This window comes from Phocaeicola dorei (assembly GCF_013009555.1).
Taxonomy (GTDB): domain Bacteria; phylum Bacteroidota; class Bacteroidia; order Bacteroidales; family Bacteroidaceae; genus Phocaeicola; species Phocaeicola dorei.
Genome location: NZ_CP046176.1, coordinates 5,451,769 through 5,465,643 on the forward strand (window position 1 = coordinate 5,451,769; position 13,875 = coordinate 5,465,643).

Below are 13,875 nucleotides of genomic sequence, written 5' to 3' on the forward strand. Positions count from 1 at the left end.
AATCAATCAAAATGTAATATTGAGTCCAAATGTATAAATCGCAGGTACCGGATAACTTCCATTATCCACACCAAAAGCAATGGCAGAACCACCAAACTCAGGGGTGTAGCCGGTATTATGTTTCCAAGTTTTCAGGTTCTGAATATTGAAATAGGCTTTCAAAGCCTTCAAACCGATTTTGGATATCAGGGCCTTATCAAAAGTATAGCCCAATTGCAGGTTACGTATACGGAAGAAACTGCCGTCTTCTACATAATACTCCGAATTTTCAAAGTTAATGGCATGACCGGTATTTAGGACAGGTTGTGTATTGGATGTACCTTCGCCGTGCCAACGGTCCAGACGTTGCTCCATATAGTTGAACTGCGCCCAATTGTAATTGTCCCAAGTACGGTAAATCTGATTACCGCCCTGTCCCATCATGTCAATACCCAGTTCCCAACCTTTATAGGAAACACCTAATGAGATTCCATAGGTAACATCCGGAGTAGGATCACCAATCAAAGTACGGTCTGCCGGTGTAATCTCACCATCCCCATTCACATCGGCGAACTTCAAATCACCGGGAGTCACTGTAGCCAATGTATTCTTGGGCGAAGCATCAATATCGGCCTGTGACTGATAAACACCATCTACCTTATATCCATAGAAGAAACCGATGGGATAACCCGCCATAGTATAGCTCTGGCTCTTGTCTCCGGCAATAATGGAATAGCCGTCTTGTACCAGACTCTTCACCTTATTCTTGATAGTAGTCAGGTTGACTCCCACATTATACCCCCAATCGCCAATCTGATCCCGCCAAGTGGCAGACAATTCCACCCCTTTATTCTCTATCTGTCCCAGATTTCCTATTCCGGGAATGGTTCCGGAAAGTCCGGGAACCTTTGCCAGCAAGTCCTTCGTATTCTTTTTATAATAAACTCCTTCCACATGCAGGCGGTTGCGAAACATATTCGATTCAAAGCCTGCTTCCCAAGCTTCCACTTTTTCCCATCTAAGGTTCGCATTAGGCAAATAGGCCAACTGATAGCCCGGATAGATGGTGGACGGATTGCCAAACACAGCTCCAAAAGCATTTTCAAGCAACGGCTCAGCCGGATAAGCAGTATCCAGATTCTGATTGCCCAACGTACCCCAGGAACCTTTCAACTTCAACATATCCAACCAAGAAATGTCTTTCATAAACTCTTCTTCAGTCATCAGCCATCCGGCACCTGCCGAGTAAAAGTTCTGCCATTGGTTGCCCGTATACGAAAAAGCCGAAGAACCGTCCCGACGAAAAGACCCGTTGAACAAATATTTTCCTTTGTAATTATAAATCACACGCCCCAGAAAAGAAACAGTAGTACGTTCCCACTGTGTACTTCCATTGGTAGCTGTGGCCAAATCACCAATACTGACGAACCATTTATCGGGATTATCGGGAATAACCAATCCAATACCTTGCCCACGGGCGGCATCCAGACGGCTGAGAGAATTGTAATAAGTAGTGAAACCGGCGGTTGCCGTCAGATTATGGTCACCAAAACTATTTGTATAAGTCAGCACATAATCACTTTGCACCTTCGTTTCATTTTCCTTGAACTGGCTCACTTCAGTCTTACCCGTTCCCAGTGTAGCCACATTTCCTTTCACTGTGTTATCATATACCTTGATAATCGGCTGATAGGTACGCCCGTTATTCGAGCCGTAATCCATAGAGAACACAGCCCTGAAATTAAAATGTTCCAGAAAATCCACCTCTCCATAAATGTTACCTGATGCACGATAATTCTCTGCGCGAGTGGTGTTGGCTTTTAAATCCACATCCACCATCGGATTCATCATCTGTGCTTTCTGAAACTCCGGCAACGCCGCATACAACTGATATTCTTCATTGAATACAGGAGCTATAGGAGTGGTACGGACAGCATTCAGGACTGATTTACTATCAGCAGGCAGCATACGTGCTCCGTTAAACTGAAACCCAACCTTTATCTTGTCGGTTATCTTATACTCATTGCTGGCATTCAAGGTGATTTTGCTGAACTTCTCGTGCTTTATATTTCCTTGTTCGTATGAGTATCCCATCCCCAGATAAAAACTATGTTTTTCAGAAGCTCCTGTCACACTGATATTATTATTGGTAATGAAGCCATTCTGAAGCACTTCATCCTGCCAATCGGTATCAGCATTCCAGCCGGAAAAATCAAAAGCGGGATTCTTTTCATTAACAAGCTGCTCACTATACAATTCTTTGAACTGAGAAGCATTCACCATCTTGATTCTGTCCACCACATGTTTCCAGCCGAATGAGGTGTTGATATTCACCAAAGTCTGCCCCTCCTTAGCCTTCTTTGTAGTGATAATGATAACCCCATTAGCTCCACGCACACCGAAAATGGCCAATGAAGACGGGTCTTTCAACACTTCCATAGACTCAATATCCTCGGGATTCAGAAAGTTAATGTTATCATTGAACAAGCCGTCGACAATGTAAAGAGGTTTGTAGCCGTTAATGGAGTTCGTTCCACGTACACGGATTTCGGGGTCCGAGCCTGCTTGTCCCGAGTTGATAATCTGCACACCGGCTACCTTTCCCTGCAAGGAAGACAAGGGATTTGTAGAAGGTTTATTAGCGATTTCGGCTCCCTTGATATTCGTGATAGAGCCGGTCAAGTCACGCTTCTTCGCACTACCGTAACCTATCACTACTGTTTCAGCCAGCATTTGTGAGTCCTCTTTCAGCTGTATATTTATCACATGCTGGCTGCCTACTGTCACATCTTGCTTCACCATTCCCACGTACGAGAATTCCAGTACATTGTCGGGTGAGGCGGTAATACTGTACTTCCCATCTATGTCGGTAATCGTACCATTGGAAGTACCTTGAATCACTACGGATGCTCCAATCAGAGGTTCATTGGTCGAATCGGTTACCGTTCCGGTCACTGTCTTCTCCTGAGCAAACAGCGACGTAGTCATCAACAGCAGACAGACTAAAGCACTAAAAGTCCTCAATCCCTGCCGCCCATGTTGTAAAGGTTTAGGTTTATTGTCCATTGCATTTTCTATTAACAAATAAATAACTAGTTTAATTTCTTATATTGCAATGAAACAAAAGGAACCGGAAAAAGATGTTTAAGACGAGAGAATTAACACTTTAACATCCCATGAAAAAAAGTTACCCGAAGAGCATGTGCTCCTCGGATAACTTTTATTATTCTTATATCACCATTCTATGGTACATGGACCACCAAGGGATTACGTACCTTCTGAGCGTATTCTTCCAAATATTTGTTCCAATCGGTATCGGCTTCGAAACCATATTTGCTCCAGCCTGATCCCCAATAATAAATATACTCGGAACCCGGTTCATAATCACTGACCGACAACACATGCCCCAAAGCACCTCCACGTTCTTTCTGCTCTTTTTCGGAGAACATTTGGGGCAGCGCTCCTTTTATATTAGCCGGAAATACAGCACCTATATAAATCACTCCATTGTTATTGGCTGCATTCTCTGTAGAGTCCGCATAGGCTATATAACCTGCATTTGCATCAAAACTATACCCCGTAGGATTCTGTTTGTGCAATACAATGCCGGTCACCACCGGAGTTGTTTCCTGCAAATTATCAAAAGAAACCACAGTCTTGTTCAACTGCGATCCCTTGTCCAAAGAAATGATACGCGTTTCTATCACATTTGAATCTCTTTTTACAACCAACGGATTATAAACTAACTTGGTGGTGAATCGAAGCGGACCGTTATCCAAGACTTCACAATCCTTGTAACAATAGGGATAAACAATGGTACTATCGGGGAATAAAGCTGCTGTTCCGCCACCCAGAGTCGGACCCACCGCATAACAATCCATTCCGTTTCCATGATCTATGTGATAAGAGATTCCTTGATTCAAATCACCGTCATAACGATCTTCCACCACCGGTTCGGGTACATTCTTGGTCCAGATGTCATAACCAAAGGCACGCTCGCCCTTCTCCTGCAAAGCAGGACCGTATGCACGATAAGCGGCGCGATCGTTTTCCCATGCCACATCATCCAGACGCTCGGGATATTGACGCCCACAAGCAACCACATCCACCGGCTGTGGAGTTCCTTCTGCAATTGTATAAGTAACCGAAGCTCCCCCTTTCACCGAAACAGGAAAGATAAGCATATCATCGTATGTTATCTGATAAGGTACTTCAAGCCCGTTCTCGTCCAATACGATAACTTGTGCCGTATCGGGTAATTGTAGTTTGCCTGTTATTTCAGCCATAGAGATTTCCACCATTTCTCCATTCCTATCAATAGAAAGCGGATTGGTTATAGTGACAGTCACCGGCTCCTTTTGCGAACAGGAAAACATAGCTAACGCCGTTGCGACTGCTAAAAAGATTTTTCTCATACTATTTATTGTTTGTCGAACTGAAAGACAAAAATACAAAGAATCTGCAAGTATCAACAAAGACACAAGCAGATTCTTCCTATTTATATCTACTAATTATTTAGGCTGTTTACCAATGTAGGCCAGAATACCGCCATCTACATAGAGAATATGGCCATTCACTGCATTAGATGCTTCGGATGCAAGGAATACAGCAGGACCAGTCAATTCCTGCGGATCCAACCAACGGCCGGCCGGAGTCTTGGCACAGATGAATGTATCAAACGGATGACGGCTTCCATCGGGCTGGATTTCACGTAACGGAGCAGTCTGCGGAGTAGCGATATAGCCCGGACCGATACCATTACACTGAATATTGTATTCTCCGTATTCAGAACAGATGTTACGAGTCAACATCTTCAAACCACCTTTAGCGGCAGCGTATGCAGAAACGGTTTCACGACCCAACTCAGACATCATAGAGCAGATATTGATGATTTTACCATGTCCTTTTTCCATCATCGCAGGCAAAACAGCTTTAGAAACAATGAACGGAGCATTCAAGTCAATATCAATAACACGGCGGAAATCGGCAGCTTCCATTTCGTGCATCGGAACGCGACGGATAATACCGGCATTGTTTACAAGAATATCAATTGTACCTACTTCCTTTGCGATAGTGGCAACCATAGCCTGTACGGCAGGCTCGTCAGTAACATCACATACATATCCGTGTGCTTTAATTCCTTTTTCAGCGTAAGAAGCCAAACCTTTATCCACCAATTCCTGATTGATGTCGTTGAAACAGATGGTTGCACCTTGTTCTGCAAAAGCAGATGCAATAGCAAAACCGATACCATAAGAAGCGCCTGTTACAAGGGCGACTTTACCTTCCAAAGAAAAATTCAAATACTGATTCATGATACTTATATTATTAAATTAATGAAGTTATATTATTTATTTCAAGTCTGTAATCAATGAGAAGTCTTGATCACCATAATCCAAATTCTCTCCACCCATACCCCAAATAAAGGTGTAATTGTGTGTTGCCGCCGCACTATGAATAGACCATTCGGGAGACAAAACTGCCTGATCGCCTTTCATCCATATATGACGTGTTTCATCCACTTCTCCCATAAAATGACAAACAGCGTGTTCATCAGGCACTTCAAAATAAAAATAAGCTTCCATACGACGGCTGTGCACGTGTGCCGGCATGGTATTCCACACACTTCCCGGTTTCAGTTCGGTCATCCCCATCTGCAACTGGCAGGTAGGCAATACCTGACTTACCAGCATCTTGTTGATGCAACGATGATTGGAACCTTCCAGTGAACCCATTTCAGCAACGATGGCATCTGCCTTGGTCACTTTTTTATCGGGATAGTTACGATGAGCGGTAACAGAGTTAAAATAGAATTTGGCAGGATTTCCGGCATCTTTACTTTCAAAAGTCACTTCCCGGTCTCCCGAACCCAGATAAAGCGCTTCTTTATAATCCAGTTCGAACACGGCATTTCCAGCTTTGACCACACCGGGACCGCCCACATTAAAAATACCCATTTCACGTCGGGAAAGAAAGTAAGATGCTTTCAGCGGATCAATGGCCTCCAGTTTTAATATCTCTCCCACCGGTTTGGCTCCTCCTACAACCATGCGGTCATACATGGAGTAAACCATGTTCACCTCATTGTCCGAAAATACTTTTTCTATTAAGAAATCCCGTCGTATCCTTTGAGTGCCATAGCTTTTGGCATCTTCGGGATGCGCGGCATAACGGATTTCATAATTTGTCTTCATAAGCAGCTATTTTATGTTTTTATAGTATTCCGAATTATTTCGACTTGGGCAAAGTTACGAAACAATCTTGTTTCGATGCTGCAAAAATCGTTCAGAATAGGTATAAATTTTGTCCTATTATATGCAAAATCTGCTACTTAATACGTTTCAGAACACTCAAAAACTCAAAATCAACGAGATAAAATATCACAAAACTTATCTTGAAACGCACGCGCCCGGCTTAATTTCAGTACGTTTTGGTTAATGATAACAAAGGCCAATTGATGTCCATTAGCAGCTTTTACATACCCTGCCAGTGAACTGACCCCGGTTACAGAACCGGTTTTTGCATGCACATTTCCCCGAGCCTTGGTCTGTTTCATCCGATTTTGTAAAGTACCGTCCACTCCTGCTATAGGCAGAGACTCATAGAAAGGAAGAAAAACTTCCCGATGATAATAGGCATACTTCAAATACTCCAATAGTAAACGTGGAGAGATATAATTATAAACGGAAACACCGCTACCGTCCGCTATCTTATAGTTCTCCGGATTAAACCCTAAAGCTGTTTTCATAAAGGCGTGAATGGCATCGGTTCCATCTTCTCCTGTCACCCGTTTATGCAGGGAACGCTTGGCAGCCAAATGATAAAACATTGATTCGGCACACAGGTTATCACTTTTCTTCAAAGCTCTTTCCAACACTTCCTTGAGTGGTCTTCGGACGGTATAAAGCGTAACTATACTGTCGGCCGTTACAGGACAATCGGCATACGTGCAGGTTCGCGCTTCAATTCCTTTGCTGCGCAAACGGCTGACAAAGGTATGAAAAAAGAAATCTTTGGAAGTATATACATTCAATTTCTCAGTATAGGGATAAGAAACATTTCCGGAAACGGTAATGATATTGCCATTGCTGAGCCAGTTACGAGTGATTTTCAGCTTTCCGGCTTGTGGATTACGGCTCACCCCGTGATTATGAACTTGATAATAATCGGAAACCGGCGTACAAACTACTTTGGGCAACGAGTCTTTCTGAGCAGGAGAAACCGATACATCCACGCAGCCCCTATTCAGCATGAGAGGGGAAAGATAGGGTTGGAAGGAATAAGGAGTATCGTCCCAACACCAACCGGAACCCCAATAAACTGAGTCTGTCATGGAAACATCCGCTGCAAGGGTATCTGTCACATAACGGATGCCTTTACTTGCCAATGCATCTACCAGACGGTCCAGATCCTCGTCCATAAATTCCGGATCAAAACCGCCTATCAGATACAAGCTGCCTTTCAACGTGTCATTTTCTATTTTTCCACGATAACGAAGACTGGTATCCATGGTATAATCTGCTCCCAGTTGTACCAAGGCGGTAACCGAAGTGATTATTTTCTCAACAGAAGCAGGCCGGTACAGTTTATCGTCTTGGTAACGGTAAACGGATTCTCCGGCGGTCAAATCAAATACGGCAATACCCACTTCGGATGTTTTCAGAACTTCTTCATGCAGTAAAGCGTCCAGCCGCTGAGATAGCGGCTGGGCGTTTATGAAGTGAATAGATAAAATCAGTAAAAAGAAAAATAAAACTCGTTTCATTATAGTTCCCTGAATATCTCACCCACAGTAGGATGAGGAAATACATATCGTTTCCAATCCTCTATGGTCTTACCATCCTCAATAGCCATACCTGCCAATACAATCAGCTCGGAAGCAGGATTACCCAACATGTGCGCTCCCAATACAGTACCGTCTTCGGCTGTCAAAACTTTGCAGACGCCGTTCACTCCTTCATTCTCGGCTACAAAACGCCCGGAGTAAGCCATCGGCAACTTAACGGCTCGATAAGGAATACCTGCGGCCTGCAAAGCTTCCTCGCTCATACCTACCCCGGCAATCTCGGGATTTGTATAGACCACACCCGGTATGGCACGATAACTCATCGCATCTTCCTTACCTGTAATATGATGGACAGCCACTTCCGCTTCACGCACGGCGGTATGTGCCAACAAAGAGACTCCGTTCAAATCACCGCATACATAGACACCGGGGACAGAAGATTGCAAATGTTCATCTACTTTGATGCATCTGCGCTCCGTCCATTCCAAATTCAGATTTTCCAATCCGAAACCTTTTGTCACCGGACGACGGCCCACACTCATCAATAACTTATCAGCTGTAACAGTTCCTGTTCCATCTGCATTTTCATATGACACAGTAATACCGGTTTCCTCTTTGGACACCCCTACTACTTTCGTACTGAGCAGGAACTTGATTCCTTTTTTGGCATATTCAGCCCGGAGCATAGCCGACAGCTCTTTATCCATGCCACCCAGGATCTCATCCAACATTTCGACAACTGTCACCTGTACTCCCAAACTGGTAAAGAAAGAAGCAAATTCCATACCGATCACTCCACCGCCGACAATAGTCAATGAAGCAGGTACTTCTTTATTATCCAGTGCATCACGGTGCGTCCAGTAATCCACATTTTCCACTCCCGGAATAGGAGGAATAAATGTTTCACTGCCGGTACACAGCAGCAAATTCTCACATTCATAGGTTTCCCCACCACATTGGATGGTATTCTTATCTACAATTACAGCTTCTCCCGTTACTATATTTACCTGATGCGCAGTCAGTTTTGCCTTGATACCCAGTACCAGTTTACGAACCACCTTTGATTTACGCGCCACAATTTTTCCTAAATCAAAAGAAGCTTCAGGCACATTCACGGCATACTTTGAAGCATGTTTCGCATAATCATATACTTTAGCCGAATAAAGCAAGGTTTTGGTAGGAATACATCCCTCATTCAGGCATACACCGCCCAAACTTCTTTTTTCGAACAATACAACACTCAGTCCTGCCTTTCCGGCAGCTTCGGCAGCAGTATACCCTGCGGGACCTCCACCGATGATTGCAATTTGATATTTCATGGTATTTATTTTGGGTTAATTAGTTTTTATCTGTTCAAAGCCTTCAACAGACAGATTTGGATCTACTTCTCTCAATGCTTCTACAAATTCCAAAGGCTTATCAGGGTTAATCATTACAAAACCTTGGGCATGCTCTATTTTCACCTTTTGCATTCCTATTGCATTCGGATTATAAGACACTTTACGGATTCCGTCTACACATATTCTGTTCCCCCATCCCGGTTTGATTTCCAGAACACCATTGTCTTTTACAATATAAATAGTTTTCGACCGCGAATAAAACATTAACACAGGAATAATAATTCCCCCAAGCGCCGAAAAAGCCCAATTTTTCTCCAAATACACATTCAGAAAAATAATCAGAACAACCAGACCGACTATAATGATCCACCAGTTACGGGTTCTTTTTGTTTTAAATACTTTCTCCATAATTTATTCCTCCTCTATCCTATGCTCCAACCGCTTCACCAACGCATTGATAAATTCTTCCGGCTTTACAGGAACCAATGACAATAAATTTTTCTTCTCATAATGTATCAATACATATTTCGAAGGCATAATTCCACCGAATCCGGAACTTCGTTTCAGCTCCACATCCGTAATGTCAGTCAAGGGAATGGTCTTCCCTTTATAAAAACGACCATAATACACCACTAACTTTCCATCCGCAGTCAGCGTATAAGTAGAATGGATAATACGTTCAATAATAATGATCAGACCCAATGCTACTACCAATCCTATCATTGCCTTCATACACCAAAAAGCAAATACCATGACGGCTGTCAGCAGTATCAGGAGAAAATAAGTACCTCCTGCTATCTTCACATGAAAAATTCGATTCATCATCTTATTGTAATTTGCCCGAAAGATAATAAATTTATCGTTTATCGACCTCATTACGGCGCAGAATGAGAGAATTTATCCTTTTTTTGTCCTCTTTACTGTACGTTTCATCTTCAAAGCATACAAATTTAATTCGATAGAAGATTCCGTTTCTGTTATATCACCCTCATCAGTCAGCAGTTCATTCAGCAGTTCTCCACTACGTTGTACCAGACTCTTCCTCTTTTCCTCATCATACTCGGTAGCCATGATATTTACATTCCGTACTAATGTCCTTAACTTAAAGAATGATTCGATAATGGCAAAAGTAGTTGCGGTAGCTCTCGGACTTCTTAAAATTGTAGCCAGCATATAAAGCCCTTTTTCGGTAAATGCTTTAGGTTCTACGGGAGAATGTTTCAAACTACTGAACCGGTCGAAATTTTCGACCAGTTGCTGTTTTTCAGATACTTGCAACGAAAACATATAACCATTTGGGAATTTGTCCCGATTGTTTTTTACTGCTTCATTAATTCGTTTGGTTTCTACGCCATAAAGCTTAGCTACATCCCGGTCTATCAGTACTTTCTCACCCCTCAACTCAATTATAAGTTCTTTTACCTCACTTTCGTGAATGATTTCTTTATTGTTTTCCATCCTATTCTATTTAAAAATGCAGAAAGTTACACTTTTAATTTCATACTTGCATTATCTATTTCGTTTATTCTTCACGAAAAAAATAGTAAAAACAAGAGTAAAAGGTACAATGAATAAAGGTTTTTCGTAGCTTTGCACCCATAAAGCATATTATCATGGTTAAAAAATTCGATTTCCTTGTTATCGGCTCAGGACTTGCCGGAATGAGCTTCGCACTGAAAGTAGCTCACAAAGGTAAAGTCGCCCTGATTTGTAAAGCAGGACTGGAAGAAGCCAATACCTATTTTGCTCAGGGAGGTATAGCATCTGTTACCAACTTGAAAGTAGACAATTTCGAGAAACACATTGAAGACACGATGATTGCCGGCGATTGGATCAGTGACCGCGCGGCTGTAGAAAAAGTAGTGCGAGAAGCACCTGCACAAATCCAGGAACTGATAAAATGGGGAGTGGATTTTGATAAAAAAGAAGATGGAGAATTCGACCTCCACAAAGAAGGAGGACATTCCGAGTTCCGCATCCTGCACCACAAAGACAATACAGGAGCTGAAATACAAACTAGCCTGATAGAAGCGGTAAAAGCCCATCCCAATATTACCATATTTACAGATCACTATGCGGTAGAAATCATTACCCAGCATCATTTGGGAATTATCGTCACCCGCCATACACCAGGCATCAAATGTTTCGGTGCTTACGTATTGAATGAGAAAACAGGAGAAGTGGATACGTTCCTGTCCAAAGTAACTGTAATGGCAACAGGCGGATGCGAAGCGGTATACCGCAATACAACCAATCCACTGGTAGCTACGGGAGACGGCATTGCTATGGTGTACCGTGCCAAAGGAGCAGTAAAGGACATGGAATTTATACAATTCCATCCCACCGCCCTTTTCCATCCGGGAGACCGTCCCAGTTTCCTCATCACCGAAGCCATGCGCGGTTACGGTGCTGTCTTAAAGAATCAAAGTGGCGAAGAATTCATGCAAAAATATGATCCACGCCTGTCATTGGCTCCACGTGATATCGTAGCACGTGCCATTGATAACGAAATGAAGCAGCGTGGTGAAGATCATGTATATCTGGATGTAACTCATAAGGATCCGGAAGAAACAAAAAAACATTTCCCCAATATTTATAAAAAATGCCTCAGCCTGGGCATTGATATTACTAAGGACTATATTCCTGTAGCTCCGGCTGCTCATTATCTGTGCGGAGGTATCAAAGTCGATCTGGACGGACAGAGCAGCATCAACCGTTTGTATGCCATCGGCGAATGTTCATGTACCGGTCTGCACGGAGGTAACCGTCTGGCTTCCAATTCGCTGATAGAAGCTGTGGTCTATGCGGACGCGGCAGCCAAACATGCACTAAATGTACTCGACCGATATGACTTTAATGAGGATATCCCCGAATGGAACGATGAAGGAACCATGAACAATGAAGAACGGGTACTGATAACCCAAAGCATGAAAGAGGTGAACCAAATTATGGAAGCTTATGTAGGTATTGTACGCAGTAATACGCGATTAATCCGTGCTTGGAACCGATTGGATATTTTATATGAAGAAACCGAGCGTCTTTTCAAACGTTGTAAGGCTTCACGCGAGCTTTGCGAACTGCGTAACATGATTAACATCGGGTATTTGATCACCCGTCAGGCAATGGAACGGAAAGAGAGTCGCGGACTGCATTATACGATTGACTATCCACATGCCGCTGAAGAAAAAAAGTAAAAAATATTTTTTTACTTCAAATAGAACTGATTATTTTTATAACTCCCGTTAGCAGAATTACTTTTTCTTGTTGACCATTATTGCACTACGAAAATTAAATCAATTCTGCTAACGAGATTATTTTTGTCCCATTCGTATAAACATGAACTAAAAACAGCAGGAACAATGACGGAATCATCTATCCGTAATAATTATTTTTCCTCAAGCGGATTAATATTCAGAATGATTCTCTTATAAGATTTTAGATTGGGAATTCCATTATCTGTAAGTTCAAGTATCAAATGTAACTGTTTGCCCGGATTATCCGGTACAATTATCTCCGCCCTCTTCTCATCGGCGTGCTTTATAGCCACCTTTGTTTGCACACTGCCTGCTTCCCGATATTGCCACCATTGGTAAGACAATGAATTTTTATCAGGGTCAAATGAAGAAGAGGCATCCAGTATTATTTTTTCTCCCGGCCGGACTGTGCGTACACTTTCTCCCAATATCCGGGCAACAGGTTGATGATTTGCCTTTGAATATTCATCAGCCACGCACCAGTCGGCACGAGCCGCCCAGTCATTTTGTATAGCAGGCAACCAACGCTGGAAAGTATAATGCGAATCCGGCACACCGTTTTTCAAATCATTCCCATCTTGCATGTGATTGCCATTTTTATACTCCGGGCGTCCTCCCCATCCTCCTAATGTATAGTCTGTATGCTGTTCAAGTCCATTACGTATAAGAGGCATAAAAGAAGGAGTATCCCCCTCACTGGTATATTCCTGAGGATAGGCGGCACAAAGTGGTCCGTGCCCATTCTTAATATGGTCAGCCAACCAAGGTTTATCCATGATTTGTTGCAACTCTTTTGAATTTTTACTAAGTCTGTTCTTAAAATAATAATCCACACTCATGTAATCCCATACATATCTCCATCCTCCATCATGATCCGGCGCGCCCGATTCATAAATAATGATTTCAGGAAGATTCTGTTCTATCCATTTTCCACCGCCGTCCTGATACCAAATACAATATAATCTGGCTTTTGATACCGCTTTTGCCCATTCTGCAGCAGAATATTTCTGCTTGATCTGCCATAAGGCATTGGCCTGGGTGTTGGCTCCACCCCATGCTAAAATATGAACAGGCCTCGGATCAGAATCAAGCAATGTCCTTATGATGAGCTGTGCCCCCTCGCTATCAGACAGTAAAGGAGGCAATTTATGCAAGTCCTCTCTGTTCTCATTACCAACCGCCAAGACACTTAGCAGATATTCAGCATCGGGATAATCGGGATTATGTTTCCTCAAATTAGGCAGACATTCCGCATATTTGGCAATTTGTGATTCGATCCATTTATCTTTACTATGTCCGTCTTTCTGTACCCCATTGACTTGAACAATGCCTGCGACATCATAATCAGAAGAATACATAAGAAAACGAATCATAGAACTTTGATCGTCAATCTCACCATCCGTAGTGACAATAACCCGGGGCTTCTCCTGCTGTCGGGCAACAGCAGATAACATTGACACAAACAAAAAAACAATACAGCATAAAACAGGGGTCATTTTCATATTACAAACTGTTA

11 protein-coding genes are annotated in these 13,875 nt (G+C 42.7%); 1 reads left to right on the forward strand and 10 read right to left on the reverse strand.

Annotated elements, in window-relative coordinates:
* Positions 1 to 6 precede the first annotated feature (6 nt).
* From GKD17_RS22410 to GKD17_RS22450, 9 genes are all read right to left on the reverse strand, one after another.
* Positions 7 to 3,045: a SusC/RagA family TonB-linked outer membrane protein gene (locus GKD17_RS22410; protein ID WP_007834120.1), complete on the reverse strand. Its 3,039-nt coding sequence runs from the start codon at positions 3,043 to 3,045 to the stop codon at positions 7 to 9.
* Positions 3,046 to 3,221: 176 nt separating this feature from the next.
* The gene (locus GKD17_RS22415) at positions 3,222 to 4,394 is read right to left on the reverse strand and encodes a DUF4861 domain-containing protein (protein WP_007834122.1); all 1,173 of its coding nucleotides are present in this window, start codon (positions 4,392 to 4,394) and stop codon (positions 3,222 to 3,224) included.
* 96 nt (positions 4,395 to 4,490) lie between these two features.
* Positions 4,491 to 5,294 (reverse strand): gluconate 5-dehydrogenase, encoded by an 804-nt coding sequence (locus tag GKD17_RS22420; protein WP_005844136.1) that lies wholly within the window; start codon positions 5,292 to 5,294, stop codon positions 4,491 to 4,493.
* 36 nt (positions 5,295 to 5,330) lie between these two features.
* On the reverse strand, positions 5,331 to 6,173 hold the full coding sequence (gene kduI / locus GKD17_RS22425) for a 5-dehydro-4-deoxy-D-glucuronate isomerase (protein WP_007834125.1): 843 nt from the start codon (positions 6,171 to 6,173) through the stop codon (positions 5,331 to 5,333).
* Between the two features lie 170 nt (positions 6,174 to 6,343).
* Entirely contained in the window at positions 6,344 to 7,744 is a 1,401-nt protein-coding gene (gene dacB, locus GKD17_RS22430; protein WP_007834126.1) for a D-alanyl-D-alanine carboxypeptidase/D-alanyl-D-alanine endopeptidase, read from the reverse strand.
* On the reverse strand, positions 7,744 to 9,084 hold the full coding sequence (gene lpdA / locus GKD17_RS22435) for a dihydrolipoyl dehydrogenase (protein ID WP_007834128.1): 1,341 nt from the start codon (positions 9,082 to 9,084) through the stop codon (positions 7,744 to 7,746). The genes dacB and lpdA overlap by 1 nt, the downstream gene beginning before the upstream one ends.
* A 15-nt stretch (positions 9,085 to 9,099) precedes the next feature.
* Positions 9,100 to 9,513 (reverse strand): PH domain-containing protein, encoded by a 414-nt coding sequence (locus GKD17_RS22440; RefSeq protein ID WP_007834130.1) that lies wholly within the window; start codon positions 9,511 to 9,513, stop codon positions 9,100 to 9,102.
* Between the two features lie 3 nt (positions 9,514 to 9,516).
* A complete protein-coding gene (locus tag GKD17_RS22445; RefSeq protein ID WP_008672402.1) occupies positions 9,517 to 9,927 on the reverse strand; it encodes a PH domain-containing protein in 411 nt (136 codons plus the stop codon).
* Between the two features lie 75 nt (positions 9,928 to 10,002).
* A complete protein-coding gene (locus GKD17_RS22450) occupies positions 10,003 to 10,563 on the reverse strand; it encodes an ORF6N domain-containing protein (protein WP_005844124.1) in 561 nt (186 codons plus the stop codon).
* Between the two features lie 155 nt (positions 10,564 to 10,718).
* Here GKD17_RS22450 and nadB point away from each other — a divergent pair, with 155 nt between their 5' ends.
* A complete protein-coding gene (gene nadB, locus GKD17_RS22455; RefSeq protein ID WP_007834134.1) occupies positions 10,719 to 12,299 on the forward strand; it encodes an L-aspartate oxidase in 1,581 nt (526 codons plus the stop codon).
* A gap of 191 nt (positions 12,300 to 12,490) precedes the next feature.
* Here the strand turns inward: nadB and GKD17_RS22460 are convergent, their stop codons facing one another.
* Positions 12,491 to 13,861: a DUF1593 domain-containing protein gene (locus tag GKD17_RS22460; protein ID WP_032936051.1), complete on the reverse strand. Its 1,371-nt coding sequence runs from the start codon at positions 13,859 to 13,861 to the stop codon at positions 12,491 to 12,493.
* Between the last annotated feature and the right edge of the window lie 14 nt (positions 13,862 to 13,875).